The 20,040-nt window shown below is 61.5% G+C and carries 19 protein-coding genes; 11 read left to right on the top strand and 8 right to left on the bottom strand.

The features are described 5' to 3' along the window. The first annotated feature begins 36 nt into the window (after positions 1–36). The 4 genes from HJA_RS00975 (at position 37) to HJA_RS00960 (ending at position 3,724) form a co-directional block, all read left to right on the top strand. Positions 37–1,644, top strand: a complete 1,608-nt coding sequence (locus tag HJA_RS00975) for a carboxyl transferase domain-containing protein (RefSeq protein WP_035577116.1) — start codon at positions 37–39, stop codon at positions 1,642–1,644. A 91-nt stretch (positions 1,645–1,735) separates the two neighbouring features. Further along, positions 1,736–2,317, top strand: coding sequence for an NAD(P)H-dependent oxidoreductase (locus tag HJA_RS00970; RefSeq protein WP_035577111.1), 582 nt, complete (start codon positions 1,736–1,738; stop codon positions 2,315–2,317). A gap of 125 nt (positions 2,318–2,442) precedes the next feature. Further along, the gene (locus tag HJA_RS00965; protein WP_035577110.1) at positions 2,443–2,763 is read left to right on the top strand and encodes an EF-hand domain-containing protein; all 321 of its coding nucleotides are present in this window, start codon (positions 2,443–2,445) and stop codon (positions 2,761–2,763) included. 160 nt (positions 2,764–2,923) lie between these two features. Next, the gene (locus HJA_RS00960) at positions 2,924–3,724 is read left to right on the top strand and encodes an enoyl-CoA hydratase-related protein (RefSeq protein ID WP_035577109.1); all 801 of its coding nucleotides are present in this window, start codon (positions 2,924–2,926) and stop codon (positions 3,722–3,724) included. A gap of 3 nt (positions 3,725–3,727) precedes the next feature. On the opposite strand, the gene HJA_RS00955 is transcribed toward HJA_RS00960, so the two are convergent. Beyond that, on the bottom strand, positions 3,728–4,072 hold the full coding sequence (locus HJA_RS00955; protein ID WP_035577108.1) for a hypothetical protein: 345 nt from the start codon (positions 4,070–4,072) through the stop codon (positions 3,728–3,730). 147 nt (positions 4,073–4,219) lie between these two features. On the opposite strand from HJA_RS00955, the gene HJA_RS00950 reads away from it, so the two are divergent. Together HJA_RS00950 and HJA_RS00945 are read left to right on the top strand one after the other, a co-directional pair. Next, a complete protein-coding gene (locus HJA_RS00950; RefSeq protein WP_081814448.1) occupies positions 4,220–5,137 on the top strand; it encodes a DUF817 domain-containing protein in 918 nt (305 codons plus the stop codon). Beyond that, positions 5,106–7,010 (top strand): ATP-binding protein, encoded by a 1,905-nt coding sequence (locus HJA_RS00945; protein WP_035577100.1) that lies wholly within the window; start codon positions 5,106–5,108, stop codon positions 7,008–7,010. Before HJA_RS00950 ends, HJA_RS00945 begins: the two co-directional genes overlap by 32 nt. Before the next feature lie 265 nt (positions 7,011–7,275). On the opposite strand, the gene HJA_RS00940 is transcribed toward HJA_RS00945, so the two are convergent. From HJA_RS00940 to gltX, 3 genes are all read right to left on the bottom strand, one after another. Continuing rightward, entirely contained in the window at positions 7,276–7,599 is a 324-nt protein-coding gene (locus tag HJA_RS00940; protein WP_035577099.1) for a hypothetical protein, read from the bottom strand. A gap of 190 nt (positions 7,600–7,789) precedes the next feature. After that, entirely contained in the window at positions 7,790–8,194 is a 405-nt protein-coding gene (locus HJA_RS18825) for a DUF3892 domain-containing protein (RefSeq protein ID WP_155839822.1), read from the bottom strand. 142 nt (positions 8,195–8,336) lie between these two features. Next, on the bottom strand, positions 8,337–9,677 hold the full coding sequence (gene gltX / locus HJA_RS00935; protein WP_035577892.1) for a glutamate--tRNA ligase: 1,341 nt from the start codon (positions 9,675–9,677) through the stop codon (positions 8,337–8,339). Positions 9,678–9,822: 145 nt separating this feature from the next. Here gltX and HJA_RS00930 point away from each other — a divergent pair, with 145 nt between their 5' ends. The 3 genes from HJA_RS00930 to acuI all read left to right on the top strand — a co-directional run bounded on the left by HJA_RS00930 (position 9,823) and on the right by acuI (position 12,601). After that, on the top strand, positions 9,823–10,674 hold the full coding sequence (locus tag HJA_RS00930) for a hypothetical protein (protein WP_051597220.1): 852 nt from the start codon (positions 9,823–9,825) through the stop codon (positions 10,672–10,674). Positions 10,675–10,765: 91 nt separating this feature from the next. Then, positions 10,766–11,593: an acrylate utilization transcriptional regulator AcuR gene (acuR, locus tag HJA_RS00925; protein ID WP_206741649.1), complete on the top strand. Its 828-nt coding sequence runs from the start codon at positions 10,766–10,768 to the stop codon at positions 11,591–11,593. A gap of 12 nt (positions 11,594–11,605) precedes the next feature. Further along, a complete protein-coding gene (gene acuI, locus HJA_RS00920) occupies positions 11,606–12,601 on the top strand; it encodes an acrylyl-CoA reductase (NADPH) (protein ID WP_035577097.1) in 996 nt (331 codons plus the stop codon). A gap of 53 nt (positions 12,602–12,654) precedes the next feature. On the opposite strand, the gene HJA_RS00915 is transcribed toward acuI, so the two are convergent. Together HJA_RS00915 and HJA_RS18285 are read right to left on the bottom strand one after the other, a co-directional pair. Then, positions 12,655–14,304 (bottom strand): NAD+ synthase, encoded by a 1,650-nt coding sequence (locus HJA_RS00915; RefSeq protein WP_035577887.1) that lies wholly within the window; start codon positions 14,302–14,304, stop codon positions 12,655–12,657. Between the two features lie 116 nt (positions 14,305–14,420). Continuing rightward, positions 14,421–15,425, bottom strand: coding sequence for a DUF4238 domain-containing protein (locus HJA_RS18285; protein WP_081814447.1), 1,005 nt, complete (start codon positions 15,423–15,425; stop codon positions 14,421–14,423). 427 nt (positions 15,426–15,852) lie between these two features. On the opposite strand from HJA_RS18285, the gene HJA_RS00905 reads away from it, so the two are divergent. Next, entirely contained in the window at positions 15,853–16,098 is a 246-nt protein-coding gene (locus tag HJA_RS00905) for a YrhK family protein (protein WP_051597219.1), read from the top strand. Between the two features lie 87 nt (positions 16,099–16,185). Here HJA_RS00905 and HJA_RS00900 read toward each other — a convergent pair whose 3' ends face one another. Then, entirely contained in the window at positions 16,186–16,608 is a 423-nt protein-coding gene (locus tag HJA_RS00900; RefSeq protein WP_035577084.1) for a hypothetical protein, read from the bottom strand. A 56-nt stretch (positions 16,609–16,664) separates the two neighbouring features. Then, on the bottom strand, positions 16,665–18,668 hold the full coding sequence (gene parE, locus HJA_RS00895; protein WP_035577077.1) for a DNA topoisomerase IV subunit B: 2,004 nt from the start codon (positions 18,666–18,668) through the stop codon (positions 16,665–16,667). A 54-nt stretch (positions 18,669–18,722) separates the two neighbouring features. On the opposite strand from parE, the gene HJA_RS00890 reads away from it, so the two are divergent. Next, positions 18,723–20,024, top strand: a complete 1,302-nt coding sequence (locus HJA_RS00890; protein WP_035577075.1) for an NADH:flavin oxidoreductase/NADH oxidase family protein — start codon at positions 18,723–18,725, stop codon at positions 20,022–20,024. Positions 20,025–20,040: the final 16 nt, after the last annotated feature.

Here is a 20,040-nt window from a genome sequence, read left to right as displayed (position 1 = left end):
AGCTAAGCCTGCCAAAAACTTCTGAAGGGAGGCTGAATGCCCGTCCTGAAATCCAGTCTCGACGTGGCGGGGCCACGCTTTGCCGCGAACAAGGCCGCCATGGAAGGCCTGCTTGATGAATTGCGCGCGCACACATCCAAAGCTGCGCTTGGCGGACCGGAAGCCTCGCGCCAGCGTCATGTCGACCGGGGCAAGCTGCTTCCGCGCGAGCGGGTCGAGCGCTTGCTGGACCCGGGCAGTGCCTTCCTGGAAATCGGCGCGCTGGCTGCGCATGGCATGTATGATGGCGAGGCGCCTGCCGCGGGCATCATCACGGGGGTCGGCCGGGTCGAAGGCCGCGAGTGCCTGATTGTCTGCAATGATCCGACGGTAAAGGGCGGCGCCTACTTCCCCATCACGGTGAAGAAACATCTGAGAGCCCAGGAAGTCGCGCTCGAAAACCATCTGCCGTGCATCTACCTTGTCGACAGCGGCGGGGCAAACCTGCCGCACCAGTCGGAAGTCTTTCCGGACCGGGAACATTTCGGCCGCATCTTCTACAATCAGGCCCAGATGAGCGCGAAGGGCATTCCCCAGATCGCCTCGGTCATGGGGTCCTGCACGGCAGGCGGGGCCTATGTGCCGGCCATGTCCGACGAGACGGTCATCGTGCGCAAGCAGGGCACGATCTTCCTCGGCGGCCCGCCGCTGGTGAAAGCCGCAACAGGGGAGGTGATCTCGGCCGAGGATCTTGGCGGCGCCGATGTGCATGCCCGCCGCTCCGGCGTCGCAGACCACTACGCCGCGCATGACTCCCACGCGCTTGCCATTGTCCGTTCCATCGTCCGTACGCTGGCAAAGCCGAAGCCGCAGCCTTTCGAGCTGACCGAGCCCGCAGAACCGCTTTACGACCCGGCGGAGCTACATGGCCTCGTGCCGCAGGACGTGCGCGAGCCCTATGATGCGCGCGAAGTGATTGCGCGCCTTGTCGATGGCTCGGAGTTCCACGAATTCAAGAAGCTCTATGGCGAGACACTCGTCTGCGGCTTCGCGCGGCTCTACGGCATGCCGGTGGCGATCCTCGCCAATAATGGCATTCTCTTCTCGGAGAGCGCGCAGAAGGCAGCGCACTTTATCGAACTGGCAGACCAGCGCCGCATCCCGCTCGTCTTCCTGCAGAACATCACCGGCTTCATGGTCGGCTCGAAATACGAGGCTGGCGGCATCGCCAAGGATGGCGCCAAGATGGTGACCGCCGTCGCGACTGCCAGTGTGCCGAAATTCACCGTCGTTACCGGCGGCAGCTTCGGGGCGGGCAATTACGGTATGTGTGGCCGGGCCTATTCGCCCCGCTTCCTGTTCATGTGGCCGAACGCTCGCATCTCCGTCATGGGCGGGGAGCAGGCCGCCTCCGTGCTCGCCACGGTCAAGCGCGATGGGATCGAGCGCAAGGGCGGGGAATGGAGCGCGGAAGAGGAAGACGCCTTCAAACAGCCGATCCGCGACCTCTACGAAGCCGAAGGCAGCCCGTACTATTCCACCGCGCGCCTCTGGGACGATGGCATCATCGACCCGGCAGACACGCGCCGTGTGCTGGGCCTCGCCCTTTCCGCCAGCCTTAACGCGCCGTTCCCGGACCGCGGCTTCGGCGTCTTCCGGATGTAACCGGGCGGATGTAAGGACGTTTGCGGATTGCACGGCGTCGCAGGTCTGACATCTTCCTGCCGTAAGGTGCGACAGGAAGGGAGACCTGCTCATGACCAAGTCGATCTGTATTATCAACGGCCATCCGGACACGGATCCGAAACACCTGATCCATGCCTTGTGCGATGTGTATGCCGACAGCGCGGAAAGCGCTGGCCATACGGTCACGCGTATTGATGTTGCCGCACTGGACGTGCCGATGCTGCACACGGTGGAAGAGTTCGCCAGCCCGCCGCCGGAACCCATCCTGTCGGAGCGGGAGAAGATCGCCGCGGCCGAGCATCTGCTGATCGCGTTTCCGCTCTGGCTCGGCAATATGCCGGCGATCCTGAAAGCCTTCTTCGAACAGGCGGCGCGGGGCGAATTCTTCGTCGGTCAAAGCGACAAGGGCTGGCCCAAACAGATGATGAAGGGCAAGTCGGCGCGCGTGCTGGTTTCCATGGGCATGCCGGGCCTCGTCTACCGGTTCGGCATGGATGCCGGGGCGCTGAAGGCATTGGAGCGCGGCATGCTCGGCCTGTCCGGTTTCAACCCGCTGCACCACACGATCATTGGCGGGGCGGGGGAGCTTGCCGAAGACGATTTCCGTTCCTGGGAAACCTTCTGCCGCAAGATCGGCGCCGAGGGCGTCTGAGCCCCTGGGTGCGCCGGATCATTAAAATCGTGTCGTGAACCCGTTTTCACGCAACATGAACGCGCCCCTGACGTAGGCTTTCCCATGTCGCAGCTGGAAGCGGCACAGCACAAAGGAGAGACGTCATGCAACGCACCCCATTCCTCGTGGTGGCTGCCTTTGCCACCGCTCTGATGGGCCATGCCGGCGAAATGCCGGACTTTTCCGGCCTCGACACAGACTCCGATGGACGCCTCAGCGAAGCGGAATTCGTTTCCTGGAAAACCTCCTCCGGACGGACCACAGAAGCAGAGGCCGTCGCCAAATTTACCAAATTCGACACCGATCAGGACGGTTTCGTGCTGGAGGCCGAATATAATGCAGCCATTGATGCCTGGCGCGCGGGTCCCACGCGCCTGACCCCCGAAAATGAGACCGGACAGGAACCGGACGGTAAAACGAGCTGAGCTTGAGCACTGTCCGAAGACGGCCTCCTGCGCGCGGCGGGAGGCCGTCGGCATTTCGGGAGGGGCCAGCCCTGCAGCGGAAGGGCGGTTGCCGTCAGCGCGTGAGCGGTCCAAAAGACTCCCAGAAATTCAACGCCCAAAAATTCAACGCGAGGGCCCCATGCGCGATTCCAATTACGACCTCATCAAATTCCAGGCCACCGAGGAAGGCCTCGCCGTCGTCACCATCAACCGGCCTGACGTGCACAATGCCTTCAACATGGAGCTGATTGCGGAGCTGACCGACGCGTTCAAGACGATCGCCGACCAGCCCACGATCCGCATGATGATCCTGCGCGGCAATGGCCACACTTTCAGCGCGGGCGCTGACCTCAACTGGATGAAGCGAGCCGCCACACACACGAAAGACGACAATGTCCGTGATGCGGTGAACCTCGCCGAGATGCTGCAGTCGCTCTACGAGATGCCGCAGATGACGCTGGCCATGGTTCAGGGCGCGGCCATGGGCGGCGGGGCAGGGCTCGTGGCAGCCTGTGACGTGGCGGTGGCCATGTCGAACACCAAGTTCCGCTTCTCCGAAGTCCGCCTCGGCCTGACGCCGGCAACGATCAGCCCTTATGTGATCGACGCCATCGGCCCGCGCTGGGCCCGCGCGCTGTTTACGACGGCGGAGAGCTTCGATGCCGCCTTCGCCGAGAAGATCGGCCTCGTCCAGTATGTCGTCGAGACGCTGGAAGAGATGACGAAGATGGAAGAACATCTCGCCAATCTCGTCTTCTCCGCCGCGCCGGGCGCGGTGGCGGATTCGAAGAAGCTGGTGGCAGACGTCACTGGCCAGATCATCGACCGCGACCTCGGCCATGAGACGGCCAAGCGCATCGCTGCGCGGCGCGTCTCCGACGAAGGCAAGGAAGGCATCGCCGCCTTCCTGGAAAAGCGGCGCCCGAACTGGGTCCGCTAGGGCCTATTCGATTGCCTTGCGAATGCTCTTAACGGGCAGGCCGATGTCTTCCATCAGGCTGACCGTGGCATTGACCGGGTTGATCCCGGTTAACTGCTCGATCTGGTTCTGGAACACATAGGCCAGCACGCCGAACATGATCAGATAGATCAGGAACTGCATCAGCGATTTCAGCAGATAGGCGCCCGCACTGCCGACCACGAGGCCGATGGCGCCGAGGATCAGCGCGCCGGCCACAGGCTCCAGCTCGCTGACATGCCCGGCCTGCGTGTAGCCGATATAACCGCCGACAGCCGCCCCAACGAGCCCGGCGAGGCTGCTTACCCGGACGCCAGATGCATAGGCCATATGAATTCCCTCCGATTCAGGTGGTTAACCCTACTGGCGGTTCGGTCCCGCGCAAGAGGCCGGGCGCGCGGCCGCCTGTTCAGGCCGGGCCGGGAAGAGCCTTGAACCGGCCCGAAACCCGCCTTGAATCAATGTAAAAGCCAGACAATGACCGCGCCTCCTGCCTTCGGCCCGAAACCGCCCAATGCCGTCCAGCGGCGCCTCCATGCCGGGCGCGAAGCCCTGAGGGCGCGCTGGGTGAAGGGGCCGTGGAGCCTCGCGGCCTTCGAATTCGTGAGTTTCGGCATCAAGCAGGGCTGGGCCTGCCTGTTCGGCGGGGCGATGCTGGGCCTCCTGCTGGCGACCTTCCTCTGGTATCCGGATGACGCGCCGGTCTCGCGCTATGACTTCTTGGTCATCGGCGCGGTGCTCATCCAGATCCTGATGCTCTGGACGGGACTGGAAACGCTGGAGGAGGCAAAGGTCATCCTCGTCTTCCACATCACCGGCACAGTCATGGAGCTGTTCAAGACTGCCCATGGCAGCTGGATTTATCCGGAGGAAAGCCTGCTGCGCATCGGCGCGGTGCCGCTGTTTACCGGCTTCATGTATGCCGCCGTCGGTTCATATCTCGCCCGGGTGTGGCGGATCTTCGATTTCCGGTTCGACCGGTTCCCGCCGTTCTGGGTGCAGGGCCTGCTGGCGGCGGCAATCTATGTGAATTTCTTCGCCCATCACTGGCTGCCGGATGTCCGGATTATGCTGTTTGCGGCGACTGTGATGGTTTACGGGCCGTGCCTCGTCTGGTTCCGCCCGGACCGGCACCACCGGCCAATGCCGCTGGTGATCGGCTTTCTTCTGGTCGCCCTGTTCATCTGGTTTGCGGAGAACATCGGCACCTTCGCCCGCGCCTGGGCCTATCCGGGGCAGGAGGATGGCTGGCACCCGGTCTCTTTATCCAAACTCGGATCGTGGTATCTGCTGATGATCATCAGTTTCGTCCTGGTCGCCGCCGTCCATCGGGGAGGGCACCGGGACACCGGAGGGCCCGGACATGAAAATCGAGAAGCTTCTCGTCGCGAATAGGGGCGAGATCGCCTGCCGCATCTTTGCCACCTGCCGGGATCTCGGCATTGCCACCGTCGCCGTCTATTCGGACGCCGATGCGCGCGCCAAGCATGTGCGCGAGGCCGACGAGGCCGTACATATCGGCCCGGCGCCAGCCGCCGAGAGCTACCTCAAGGCCGACGCGATCATCGCGGCGGCCAAAGAGACCGGCGCCGACGCGATCCATCCGGGCTATGGCTTCCTGTCGGAGAATGCCGACTTTGCCGAGGCCGTGGTGAAGGCCGGGCTGATCTGGGTTGGCCCGCCGGCTGCCGCGATCCGGTCCATGGGGCCGAAGGATGAAGCCAAACGCATCGCGGAAGAAGCCGGCGTGCCCGTACTGCCCGGCTATCGCGGCGAAGCGCAGGACGCCAAGACGCTGACCGAGGCAACCAAGGAGATCGGCTTCCCGCTGCTGATCAAGGCTGTCGCCGGCGGTGGGGGCAGGGGCATCCGCCTCGTCTCGAAAGCCTCGGAGCTGGCGGGTGAACTGGAAAGTGCGGTACGCGAGGCCGAAAGCAGCTTTGGCGATGGCCGCGTGATGCTTGAGAAGCTGGTCGAGCAGCCGCGCCATATCGAGGTGCAGGTGTTCGGCGACAGCCACGGCAATGCCGTTCACCTCTATGAGCGCGACTGCTCGCTGCAGCGCCGCCGCCAGAAAGTCATCGAGGAAGCGCCCGCGCCCGGCATGCCGGAAGACGTGCGAAAGGCGATGACGGATGCCGCCGTGGCGCTCGCCAAGGCCGTGAAATATGAAGGCGCCGGGACGGTGGAATTCATCGTGGACGGATCAAAACCGCTGGCGCTCGACACATTCTGGTTCCTTGAAATGAACACCCGCCTTCAGGTGGAGCACCCGGTCACGGAGATGATTACCGGTCAGGACCTGGTCGAGTGGCAGCTGCGCGTGGCCTCCGGCGAATTGCTGCCGCTGCACCAGCAGGACATTCCGCTTCATGGCCATGCCATCGAGGCGCGCATCTGCGCCGAAGACCCGGCCGAAGGCTTCCGACCCGGCGCGGGCCTGATCCTGGAATTCGGCATGATGGAACCCGCCGATGGCGAGATCGTGCGCTGGGATGCCGGCTTCGAGACGGGTGACCGCGTGCCGTCGAATTACGACTCCATGATCGCCAAGCTGATCGTGCATGAAGGCAACCGCCGCGCTGCCTGTGAGCGCCTGATCGATACCCTGTCGCACCTGCAGTTGGCGGGCGTGCCGTCCAATACGGGCTTCCTGCGCCGGTGTGCCGCGTCGGATGCTTTCCTCAACCATTCCCATCATGTGAACTGGATTGCAGAGGCAGGCGATGCGCTAACCCTTCCGCCTGCGGAGCACCAGCATGCCTCTGTCATGGCGGTCTGCGATGTGCGCCTCAATGAGGCGGGCGGGGCGACGCCGTGGGGCATTCAGGATGGCTGGCGTATGAACAGGGCGCCGGTGCATAAGGCCATGGTGGCCGTTGGCGCCGATGCCAATTGGGTGGATCCGGAAGAGCATCCGGTCGATCCTGACACACCCTTGCCGCTGGTGACCGACATTTCGCCCCGGCGCTATGCGGTCACGACGGGCGGCGACACGGTGCTGGTGGAAGTGCCGGAATTCGACGCGGATGTCGAAGCCGTCCTCGGCGGTGACAGTGTCAGCGCGCCGATGCCGGGCAAGATCCTGTCGATTTCGGTGGAAGTGGGCGCAGAGGTGACGCGCGGCGATACGGTTGCCGTCATGGAAGCCATGAAGATGGAACATGCCCTTACGGCGCCGCGCGACGGTGTGGTGGAAGCCGTGACGGGCAAGGTGGGCGACCAGGTCTCCGAAGGGGACGTGCTCGTCCAGCTGATGGCGGAGTAGGGCGCAGGAGCCAATGCTTTCGCGGGCATCGGCGGAAACCTCTGTGCGCGCTTGGTCATTCTGCGATGCCCTGCGCTTGCGCTTGGGCCTTCTCAGGGCGAACGCAGTGCGTTCGCTTATCCTTCGAAGTCGGGGAAATCGCAGTGCGATTTCTGATCCCTCAAAGCCCTCACCTCCCGCGTCCGGGCCAAATACGGGGGAGGTGACTGCACCGTTCTGGCGCGGGCGGGAGGTGAGGGCCGCTGCGTAACGTCAGGGGCAGCGATCAGGCTGCGACGGCGAAGTCCATCCGTGCAGGGATATGCGTCTCGGCGCGGTAGGGGCGGCGCACCACAGGCGGGGCAACGATTTCACCGAGATGGTTGGCCGCGAAGGCGATGGCTTCGGTCTTCAGGATGCGCTCGCCATATTCGTTCTCGCCGAGGATGACGCGGGCCATGGCGCCGTCCGGCCCTGCGGCCCAGAATTCGACCCCGGCGTCTGCCAGTTCCATCGCCTTGTCGAGCTCCATGCGGAAGCTGTCGCCATAGACGACATCCTTCACCTGCGCCGGATCGAACTCACATCCCTTGATAACCAGCCGTACCATCACGCAACTCCCAGCTTATGCATTTGAACCCAGTTTGCGGGTGCGTTCCGTCGGCCCCGCGATATGAGAACATAAGCAGAATATTTATGATTTGGAAAGGAAAAAGTTCCATTTTTGTTCACGTCGAACCAAAACGGAACAAAATCAGTGAGTTGGGTAAGCTTGTCTTAGCGGTCGCGAGGTCCGTGCATCACAAGTCGCGAGTGAGGCTGCTCAGAAAAGGGGAGCGTTTGCTAGCATTGGCAAGGGCGTTCCGATCAGTTCGTTGCCGCGTCAATCCATATGAAAATCCGGACGCCAAAGAATTCGCGGATGCGAGCTTCGAAGCCCTGTTGGTGGAACAAATTTTTCCAAGATTGTTCGCGACCCACGCATCAGGGTGAGTCCGGAGATAATAATTTCCCGATACGGATTTTTGAACCCTCACTCTAGCGATGGTTATTCCTGGCATCTTCGCCCAAAATTCCACGCCCGCGAGAGCAAGTTCTACAGCTTTGTCCATACGCAATCGAAAACCGTCACCATACACGACGTCGATTGTCCGATCAGCATCAGCTCCGTCTGCTACGCAACCAGTTATTACAAGTCTAGCCATCGAATCTCTCCTCTCCCGTGGTGAGTGATTACGATTAACTCATAACATTATGGGAAATACAAGCAAAAAGTACTTCATTTGTTCACGTGAACATAGGGGGAACTTTTTGATGTGAAATCAATGTTTTAGCTGCTTTTGTATTTTAGCCGCCCAGCCGCTTCAGTGCACGTTCGCGTCCGATCAGGGGCAGGATGGCGCCCATGTCGGGGCCGTGTTCCTGGCCGGTCAGCGCCTTGCGGAGCGTCATGAACAGGCCGCGGCCCTTGCGGCCCGTCTCTGCCTTCACGGCGTTTGTCCACTGGCTCCAGGTCTCACCCGTCAGCTCGCCTTCCGGCAGCAGTGTCGCGGCCGTGGCGACGAAGTCCTTGTCCTCGTCATCCACAAGCGGGGTGATGTCGCCGAACACAGTGTCGACCCAGGCGCCCACTTCCGGCAGGAGGGAACAGTTCTCACGCACCACGGTCCAGAAGGCCTCATCGGCGGCGCGCGGGTCCACCGCGGCGAGGCGGTCTTTCACCGCGTCGAAGGGCAGGGCGTGCAGGATGGAGGCGTTCAGGCCTTTCAGCTCGGCTTCGTCGAAACGGGCAGGCGACCGGCCGATCTTGCTGAAGTCGAACTCGGCGGCCAGCTGGTCCAGGCTCTCGCGTGCTTCCACATTGTCTGAGGTGCCGATCTTCGCCAGCAGCGAGCAGATCGACATCGGCTCATAGCCCTGCGCGCGCAGCTCGCCCATCGAGAGCGAACCGAGACGCTTCGACAGGCCCTGGCCGTCCGCGCCGATCAGCAGTGGCGTATGCGCCATGTCCGGCGCGGTGCCGCCGAGCGCCTTGAAGATCTCGATCTGGGCGCCAGAGTTCGTCACATGGTCCTCGCCGCGCACGACATGGGTGATGCCGGCCTCGATGTCATCGACGACGGAGGGGAGGGTGTAGAGATAAGAGCCGTCCTCGCGGATCAGGATCGGGTCCGACAGGCTGGACGTGTCGATGCTCTGCGGGCCGCGTACGAGATCGTTCCATTCCACGCGCTCGCCGGAGAGTTTGAAGCGCCAGTGCGGCTGGCGGCCTTCGGCTTCCAGCTTGGCCTTTTCGTCGTCCGTCAGACTCAGCGCCGCCCGGTCATAGACCGGCGGGCGGCCGCGGGAGAGGGCGATCTTGCGCTTGCGGTCCAGCTCGTCGGCGGTCTCGTAGCAGGGATAAAGCAGGCCCATGCCGCGCAGCTTTTCGGCGGCAGCGTCATACTGGGCGAAACGATCGGACTGGTTGAACGTGTCGGCCCAGACGAGGCCCAGCCATTCGAGGTCCACTTTCAGCGCGTCTTCGTTCTCCTTCGTGGAGCGTTCCACGTCGGTATCGTCGATGCGCAGGATGAACTTGCCGCCCTGGCCCTTGGCGAACAGCCAGTTGATGAGCGCGGTGCGCACATTGCCGACATGCAGGCGGCCAGTGGGAGACGGGGCGAAGCGGACGATGGGGGAGGTCATGGACGTTATATGGCCGTGGATCTGGGGAATGTGTGCCGCTTTCGACACCAAATTGCAGAAAAAGCCAAGCGACCCATGCCAGTTTCTTGCTAATCTGTATGCTAGTGTGGCACCGGCAGGTGAGTCGCAACCCGAGGAGGGGGTCATGAAAAAAGCCTGGATTCTTGCTTTGGCAGGAAGCCTCGCGGCCTGCGGACAGCCGGCTGACACGCCCGCTGACGGTGGCGGGTCCACGCCTGCGCCTCTCGAAAGCGAGGCGCCCGGAGCGGACATGCCGGACTCCGAACCGATTGCCTCCCCTTATGAGGTGACCGAGTCTGCCCCGGACGACACAGACTATGCCGCGCTCGCCGGCTATCCGGACACCTGGTACGTCTCCTATGGCTGGCCGGGGGAGTATCCGGCCGGCTTCGTCGTGCTGGAGCAGGGCGTGACGGTGAACGGCCGCGCCCGGCCCAATCCGGACGCGCCGGCGAATGTCGCCTGCACGCTGCCGCAATATGCCAATTACCAGATCTGGAACCGCAAGCGGGTGGAGCACGACCATCTCGAATTCATCGTCGCCTCGAAGATCGAGCCGGTGGTGATGCAGGTCGACGCCAATATCGAAACGCCGGGCGATGAAGGCATGCAGGTGCTGGAGCTGAAGGCGGGCGATGTCCTGTCCTATCTGCGCTATCTCGGCGAAGGCTTCGCGATCTTCCGCGTGAACGGGCAGGAATACACGATCAATGAGGCGGAGCTGCGCGACATCTCCAGCATGTCGGCGGTCAGCCTTGAGGAAGACCAGTGGGTCGAGGTCGCCTGTATCGGCGGCAAGCGCGCCTGGCTGCTCTATGACGACGCCATCGCGCAGGACGATATTGTGCCCTCGCCCATCGTCGGCTTCGGCGAAGCGTCCGACATCTATCCCGATGAAGTCGACAAGGTCCGCGCCGAGGGGCTGGAACTGGAAGCCTTCCAGAACGGGGCACTGGATGAAGGGACGGACGAGTAGGCTTCCGCCCTCTGCGCGCATGCTTCGACTTCGTGCCGTGACGGGAAAGGCCGCACGTGCATCATTCGTGCGTGCCGGATAATTTCGAGAGATGTTTTTGAAGCCGCGAATGGGCTCCGGCTCATTCCCGGATCCTGTGCACCTGAATACGCCGTCTCAAAGCCATTTTCAGAGGCCGGACGCCAGAACAAGCCCTCTCAAGCCAGGTGACTCCGGCAATTCTGCAATTCCTCTGTGTCAGATATTGCATTTAATAGACTATTTGGTCTATAAACAAAAAATGAGCTCTACAGACGCCCCAACACCCGGCCGCCGCAGAGGCCGCCCGCGCAAACCGCCGGGCGATCAGACGGCGCGTCAGGAGCTGATCCGGACCGGGCTGGAGTATCTGACCGAGCGGGGCTACTGCGCGGTCGCGGTCGATGAAATCCTTCGCGCAGCGGGTGTGCCTAAAGGCAGTTTTTACTACCATTTCGAATCCAAAGAGGATTTCGGACGTGCACTGATCGGTGCTTACAATGAGTATTTCTCCTCCAGGCTTCGTTCCTGGTTCCAACGCGCTGACCTCTCTCCGCTGGACCGGCTGCGGGGATTTATTTCCGACGCCGAAAAGGGGATGGAAAAGCACGCGTTCAGGCGCGGGTGCCTCGTTGGAAACTTGGGGCAGGAGATGGCGGCCCTCCCGCCGGGATTCCGCAGCCTGCTCTCCTCTGCTCTGTCGGACTGGCAGCACCTGACAGAGGCCTGCCTTCTTGAAGCACAAAACCAGGGCGAGATCGGCAAGCACCATAAGCCGGAAGCGCTCGCCGCTTTTTTCTGGATTGGTTGGGAAGGCGCGGTTTTGCGCGCCAAGCTCGAACAGGGTCCGGCCCCCCTGCGCCAGTTCGCAACTGGCTTCTTTGCCCTCACGTCAAATTGAAAGGCGACACACATGTTCGATGCAATCGTAATCAACAAAGACACAGATGAGCAGACGGTTTCCCGGAGCGAGGTGACACTTCCCGAAATGGAGGAGGGGGATGTCGTCGTCGACATCGCCTGGTCGACCCTGAACTACAAGGACGCGCTGGCGATCACGGGCAGCTCCCCGGTCGTGCGAAGCTTCCCGATGATTCCGGGCATTGATTTTGCCGGCGTCGTCTCTGAAAGCCGCCATTCTGATTTTGCGCCCGGAGACCGCGTTGTTCTGAACGGTTGGGGCGTCGGTGAAAAGCATTGGGGTGGGCTGGCACAGCGCGCGAAAGTGAAGGGGGATTGGCTTGTCCGTCTTCCTGATGGCCTGACGATGCGGCAGGCCATGGCGATTGGCACAGCCGGCTATACCGCGATGCTCTGTGTCATCGCCTTGGAAGACGAAGGCGTCACCCCCGCCAGCGGCGAAATCCTTGTCACCGGCGCGTCCGGCGGTGTCGGAAGCGTCGCGACAAGCCTGCTTGCAAACAAGGGGTTCACGGTTGCGGCGGCCACGGGCCGACCCGAAGAGGCGGACTATCTCAAAAGCCTGGGCGCGTCCTCAATTGTCGACCGGGCCGATCTTTCCGGGACGCCGCGCGCCCTGAACAAGGAGCGTTGGGCGGGTGCAGTCGATGTTGTTGGCGGCGTTGTCCTCGCCAATCTTCTGTCGATGATCAAATACAACGGGACCGTTGCAGCCTGCGGCCTGGCTGGCAGCATGGACCTGCCGACAAGTGTGGCCCCCTTCATCCTGCGTGGCGTCACATTGAAAGGCATCGACAGTGTCATGTGCCCGAAAGAGAAAAGACTGGCTGCATGGGAGCGTCTCGCAACGGATCTGGACCCAGCAAAGCTGGAAGCCATGTCCACGGAGGTGGCCTTCGAAGACGTCATCTCGACGGCGCCTCTCTTCCTGGAAGGTAAAATCCGTGGGCGCATCATTGTCCCGATCAACCCGGACCTTGAAAACTAGCCAGGTACGGAGAAGCCAGGATCCGGGCGTGCGGGCGCGGTTGAGGCTGGCGTCTACGCGTCCCGGAACCGGTTCGTGATCGGATAGCGCCGGTCGCGGCCGAAATTCTTGCCGCCGATCTTGACGCCCGGCGGGGCCTGGCGGCGCTTGTATTCGGCGATATAGAGCAGGTGCTCGATCCGTTTGACCGTGGCGGTGTCATGCCCGCGTGCGATGATGTCCTCCACGTCTTCCTCGCCCTCCACCAGGCCGCGCAGGATGTCGTCCAGCACGTCATACGGGGGCAGGGAGTCCTGGTCTTTCTGGTCCTCGCGCAGCTCCGCGCTTGGCGGCTTGGTAATGATCCGCATCGGGATCACTTCGCCGCCGGGGCCCAGCGCGCCCTTCGGCACCGCCATGTTGCGCCAGCGGGCCAGCTCGAACACTTCGGTCTTCCAGAAATCCTTCAGCGCATTATAGCCGCCGCACATGTCGCCATAGAGCGTCGCATAGCCGACCGCCATCTCGCTCTTGTTGCCGGTGGTCACCACCATGTGCCCGAACTTGTTCGACAGCGCCATCAGGGTCACCGCGCGCAGGCGGGACTGGATGTTCTCTTCCGTCGTATCGGGCTTCAGGTCCGCGAACTGCTCGGCCAGCATCTCGTCCAGCGCGTTCACGCCGGGGCGGATATTGATCGTGTCATAGCGCGCGCCGAGCCGCTGGGCGCAGAGCTTCGCGTCTTCCAGACTGTCCGAGGACGTATATTTCGACGGTAGCATCACGCACCACACGCGCTCCGGCCCCAGCGCATCCACCGCAATCGCCGCCGTCAGTGCCGAGTCGATGCCGCCGCTCATCCCCAGCACGACGCCGGGGAAGCGGTTCTTGTTGACATAATCACCCAGCGCCATCACCGCCGCGCGGTATTCGGCTTCCCAGCCGCTGGACAGCTCTGCCTTCGACTCGCTCGCAAACTGGTGCGTCTCGCCATCGAACGTCACCAGCGCCGTGCCGGTGACGAAATCGCCCAGCAGCTGGTGCTCCGTCCCGTCGAAATCGACGGCATAGCTCGCCCCGTCAAAGACCAATTCGTCTTGTCCGCCCACCTGGTTCACGAACAGGTAAGGCACGCCCGTCTTCGTCCAGGCGGAGAAGCTCGTATGCCGCTCCACCTGCACGGTGCGGCGCCAGGGGCTGCCATTCGGCACGATCAGCATTTCCGCGCCCGCCTCGGCCAGCGCAGACGGCACGCGCGGATACCAGATGTCCTCACAGATCGCGATGCCGACCGGAATGCCGTTCAGCTCGAACACGGGCAGGGGGCCTTCGCCCGCATCGAAGATGCGCTTCTCGTCGAACACGCCATAGTTCGGCAGCTCGCGCTTGTCATAGCGCCCGGCCACCGCGCCATCCTTCAGCAGCACGGCGGAATTGTGCCGTTTCTTGCCGTCCATCCAGGGGCTGCCGATGATCACGGCCGGGCCATTGGCGGTCTCCGCGGCGAGGGCCTGCACCGCCTTCATGGAGTCTTCCACGGCCGCCGGTTTCAGCACCAGATCCTCGGCCGGATAGCCAAGGATGAACAGTTCGGAGAGGACAAGCAGGTCAGCGCCCTTGTCCTTCGCTTGCGCCAAGGCCCCGCGCGCCAGCTCAAAATTCCCCTTGATGTCCCCCACCACAGGATTGAGCTGCGCGACCAGGATTTTCAGATTTTTGCTCATGAAGAGCATTTAGGGGGCTGCGCAGGGATTAGCAATTGGTGTGGTGGAATGATTTCGGATCAGAAGATGTGGGCCAAAGATAGGGATATTCTATCACGTTCCTCTTCACTGAACGCTTATTTCTGGGCGATGATTGGTTTCGTACCCAAGAGTGGATTTTCCTCTTCCGCGGCTTCAGCAGATTCAATCGGAAATACGCCACCGGTAATCGAATGGATGGCCCCTGCGGGATGTTCGAGAGTGTCCGCCTTTGTACGGAAACTGAAATTTCGAAACTGCAACGCTAGAGGCAGCCACTCAGTTGATTCGAAACTTGTTGCGAAGTGTCGACTTGCGAAAATGGCTTGTCGTGTATTGAGTTCGTTCACTGCCTCTTCCGATTCAAAGGATTCGAATTCACGTTCCCATAGACCGACCAAATAAAGATGCTTGGACAGAGGAAACGCCATTTCACAATCATCACCTCCAGGCGGTATGCCATAAAGACCAAAGTGCCGCCCTGGGTGTACAAAGGTAAGCGGGTGATCAGAGATAATTACACGACCTAGTGGAGATTTTACGAGGTTCCATCGAAACCCGTTCAGCAGAATTGAATGAGTTTGCTTTGTCATCTGAAAAATCTTGTCTAGGTAAACGGCATTGTTGATTTGGAACTCTAGTGCCCCGCTATCAAGCAGTTCCGTGAGCGACCGGTTCTCAGCGTCTGGAAGCGGCCCTAGCTCGTCGAAAGCTCCACGTTGGTCCATCATGATGGCGGACGTTCTAACCAATTGTTGATGATGGGCAATAACGCCTGCTTGAAGAGAAGGGCTTCTTATTCTGGAAAGCGCAAGGTATGCTGTGAGGGCGTTCAATGCTTCTGCCGCAACAATTTCTGAATCTATTGTTTTGGCCAGTGCTGGAAATGTCTGGTTCTCAACCTCGGTGATGAAATTTTCAAATTCCGTATTCAGACCATCTGGCGTGTCATATGAATTGAGATCTCGTTGCCAAAAGATTGCTTCTGGTGAAACGTCGAAGCTTCGGCCTTCTTTTGAATAAACTGTAACAGTTCCGTTTGAATCAACGAACTGTCGAATATGTTCAGCTTGAACAAAGTGATGTCTTCTTGGTTTGTACACAGACTATATCCGTATTCAATAGCCTCGCTTTAAACTAGCCACTTGTAACCTTTGCCTTTCCGACTGCTCCACATTTGGGGCACTTTGGTTTGATGTGCTCCAAGGCTTCAGAGGTGTGTGAGAATCCTTTTGTGTAATAAGATTTCCCTTCAAACCCAATGACGGAGTAGTCCTCCCATTGGCCGCCAAAAGGTTGGTCACTTTCTTTGCAAATGAGAGTGCCATCGTGCCCACATTCGCATTTGATAGGGTACCTTGTTCTTTGCGCCATCCGAAGCTCCTCGCATTTGACTCGGCTGCCCTCTACTTAGGGGGGTGGATTTATTCTACTTGAATGGCTGTGGCTTTGCGACCCTCTTTAGCTCCCGCTTTACAGCCCCGCCCGAAACCGGCACTCCAGCATCTCACCGCAAACACGGGAGCCGCCATGACCGAAGGAATGCGTTTTACGACGCCGCGCCACAGGGAGGTCTATGTCGCCTATGGGACAGTCTATGACTGTGTCGATGCGCTGGCGGCGATCCTGTTCATTATCGGCTCGGTCCTGTTCTTTGGGGAGGCGACGCAGACGGCCGGGACGTGGCTGTTCCTGATCGGCTCGGTCTGTTTCGCGATCCGGCCGGTGGTGCATGTCGTGCGCGACGTACACATGCGGCGGCTGCCGAAGGCGTAGGGGCGCCCGCCAGCCCGCGTATATATGGTCCATACACGGTGTATATATGGTGTTTTACACGGTCTGGCGGGGCCCTTATCCAACACCTCAGGCGCGTTTACGCAGGAGCCCTGCGAGCATCAGCGCGGTCGCGATCAGCATCGCGATGGAGAGCCCCATCAGCAGCGTCGCGACAGTATTTTCCTGAAACGGCGTGCCCGTATGGCCAGCGCCCGAGATCGGCATCAGCGCGCTCGCGCCCCAGGCGGCGGCGAGGAATACGGTCGCCCAATTGGCTGTGGTGCCGAAGAGGAACAGGCCAAACGCCGTCTTCTTCAGGGCCGGGGAGAGGTGCACCCGGTCCCAGATTGCGCCCACGGCAATCAGGAACGTGCCGTTCATCAGGCCCTCCAGATGCGAGGACAATCCCATCCGCGGATTGAGCAAAAGCGGCCCGACAAAGCCCGTGACGAGGCCCAGCAGGAACAGGCCCGCCCCGAAGATGAGCAGCCAGTCTTTCTGTGAGTACATTGTTTTTCCTCCCCTTTTTTGGCCTTTATTTTGAGGGGAGTGTGCGCCGGTTTGGCCTAGATATCCAGGTCCTCAACAAAGGCCGCGTTCTCCTGGATGAAGCGGAAGCGGAGTTCCGCCTTCTTGCCCATCAGCGTGTTGATGAGTTCGGCCGGCTTCATCTCGGTCAGCTCGTCCATGGAATCCGGCAGCGTCACGCGGGCGAGCGTGCGGGTAGCCGGGTTCATCGTGGTCTCTTTCAGCTGCGCCGGGTTCATCTCGCCGAGACCCTTGAAGCGCGTCATGTCGACCTTCTGGTTCGGCTTGAAGTGCGCTTTCATCTTCGCCGCGCGGTCTTCGTCGTCCATGGCATAGACGATCGTGCCCTTGTTGGAGAGCTTGTAGAGCGGCGGCATGGCCAGGAAAAGCCGTCCGGATTCAATGAGTCCCGGCGTCATCCGGTAGAAGAAAGTGATCAGCAGCGCCGCGATGTGGGCGCCGTCCACGTCGGCGTCGGTCATGATGATGATGCGCTCATAACGCAGATCGTCGATGGCGAATTTCTTGCCGAGCTGGGTGCCCAGCGCCAGCGCCAGATCGTTGATCTCCTGGTTGGCCATCATCTTGTCGAGCGAGGCGCTTTCGACGTTCAGGATCTTCCCGCGCAGCGGCAGGATGGCCTGCGTTTTCCGGTCGCGCGCCTGCTTGGCGCTGCCGCCAGCCGAGTCGCCTTCGACGAGGAACAGCTCGGTTTCGTCCGGGCCTTTTTCCGAACAGTCCGCCAGCTTGCCCGGCAGGCGGAGCTTTTTGGTGGCGGACTTGCGGTTGATTTCTTTCTGTTTTCTGCGGCGTGCGCGCTCATCGGCGCGGTCGATCGCCCAGGTCAGCAGCTTGTCGGCTTCCTTCGGGGACCCAGCGAGCCAGTGGTCGAACCGGTCGCGCACGGCGTTCTCGACGAGACGGAACGCGGCAGTGGTCGACAGCTTGTCCTTGGTCTGGCCGACGAATTCCGGCCCGCGGATGAAGACCGACAGCAACAGGCCGGAATGGCCCATGATGTCGTCGGCGGTGATGTCGCCGGCCTTCTTGTTGCCGGTCAGCTCGCCGAAATTGCGCAGGCCCTTGGTGATCGCCGCGCGGAAGCCCGCCTCGTGCGTGCCGCCTTCGGGCGTCGGGATCGTGTTACAATAAGAGCGGGCAAAGCCGTCGCTCTCGCCGAAACCGGCCTGCGTCCAGGCGATGGCCCATTCGACCTTGCCCTCATCGCCCATGTCCACGAGGCCGGTGAACGGCGCTTCGGTGATCGTTGCCTTGCCGCCGAAGACTTCGGCCAGCTGGTCGGCGAGGCCGTTCGGGTAGGAGAGGGTGGCCTCTGCCGGGATCTTGGAATCTTCCGGCAGCAGGGACGGGTCGCAGTTCCAGCGCACCTCGACGCCGCGGTAGAGATAGGCTTTCGAGCGCGCCATCTGGAACAGGCGGGCCGGGCGCCAGCGCATCTTCTCGCCGAAGATCTGATGGTCCGGCTTGAATTTCACCGACGTGCCGCGCCGGTTCGGCGCCGCGCCGACCTTCTCCAGCTTGCCCTCCACGAGACCGCGCGAGAAGCACTGCCGGTAGAGCCGCTTGTCACGGGCAACCTCGACTTCCACGCGCTCCGACAGCGCGTTTACCACCGAGATACCCACGCCATGGAGGCCGCCAGCGGTGGCGTAAGCCTTGTCAGAAAACTTCCCGCCCGAGTGCAGCGTCGTCATGATGACTTCGAGGGCGGATTTCTTGGGGAATTTCGGGTGCGGGTCGACCGGGATGCCGCGGCCATTGTCGGCGACGGTCAGATAGCCTTCGGCGTCGAGATGGATCTCGATCCGGTTGGCATGGCCGGCGACGGCTTCGTCCATCGCATTGTCCAGCACCTCGGCAAAGAGGTGGTGATAGGCGCGCTCGTCCGTGCCGCCGATATACATGCCGGGGCGTTTGCGGACAGGCTCGAGGCCTTCAAGGACTTCAATGTCCTTTGCGGAGTAACCGGACGTGTCGGAGCTCATTTGGTCGAACAGCTTTGCTTGCTTGGCGGCGGCCATTTATGGTCTCCCTTAAGGGCGTCACGAGTCAGTGTCGATATTGGGGGAACATCAATGACTGCCACGATTAACACTGCATTAACCCTGGCCAGCGGGCTGACATTTCCCAACCGTCTTGTGAAAGCGGCAATGACAGAGGGATTGGCTGATTCGCGCAATAGGGTCACTGAGGCGCATGTCACGCTCTACCGGCGCTGGGCCGAAGGCGGGCTCGGCGGCATCATCACCGGCAATGTCCAGATCGACCGGGATCACCTTGAACAGGTGGGCAATGTGGTCATCGGGCCGAAGATTTCGAACGAGGCGCTGGACGGCTTCGCCCGCTGGGCTGAAGCGGCGAAATCCAAAGGCGCGGCGCTGGTCATGCAGGTCAGCCATGCCGGGCGCCAGACGCCGAAACTGGTAAACCCCAGGCCCGCCGCGCCGAGCCCTGTGGCGCTCGGACTGCCAGGCGGCCAGTTCGGGGAGCCCCGCGCCATGACGGTGGAGGAAATCAAGGCGGTGATTGAAGGCTTCGGCCGGGCGGCGAAAGTCGCGAAACAGACCGGGTTTGACGGCATTCAGGTCCATGCCGCCCATGGGTATCTGTTGTCCTCCTTCCTGTCGCCGCTGGCCAATCGGCGTGAGGACGAATGGGGCGGTCCGCTTGAAAACCGGGCAAGATTGCTGGTCGCCTGCGTGAAAGAAGCGAAGATCGCCGGCGGGCCGGGCTTCTCCGTTTCGGTGAAGCTGAACTCGGCAGACTTCCAGAAAGGCGGCTTCAGTTTCGAGGACTGCCTCGGCGTGATCGACACGCTCGACACACTGGACGTTGATTTTGTAGAGATTTCCGGCGGGAACTATGAACAGCCGAAAATGATGGACCAGGAGGGGCTTGAACCTGTCTTCGATCAGCCGGTGTCCGCATCCACGAAGGCGAGGGAGGCCTATTTCCTGAAATATGCCCGCGCCGTGCAGGACCGGGCAAAGATGCCGCTGATGGTCACCGGCGGGTTCCGCACGGTCGCGGCGATGAACGAAGCGCTGGCCTCCGGCGAGGCAGACCTGATCGGCATCGGACGTCCGCTTTGCGTGGATACGACCGCCCCCGCGCGGCTGCTCTCTGGTACGCAGGAGGCTTTCGACCAATGGGAAAAGAAGCTGCGTATCGGACCGGGTCTGCTGGGACCGCATTCGCCGATCAAACTCATCAAGGCTCTTAACGGTTTCGGGGCCATGGGCTGGTATTATGAGCAGCTGAAGAGGCTCGGTGCGGGAGGGGAGCCAGATGAGAAACTTGGCGTGCTGTCCGCTTTCCTGGCAAACCAGAAATCGGAAAAGGCTGCCGCAAAGGCATGGCAGGCCGAAGCGCCCTGATTGCAGGCAGGGGCGG

This window comes from Hyphomonas jannaschiana VP2, from assembly GCF_000685215.1.
In the GTDB taxonomy this organism is placed as follows: Bacteria; Pseudomonadota; Alphaproteobacteria; order Caulobacterales; family Hyphomonadaceae; genus Hyphomonas; species Hyphomonas jannaschiana.
The sequence above is the reverse complement of the archived record's forward strand: the minus strand, read 5'-3'. Positions and strand labels throughout refer to the sequence as shown.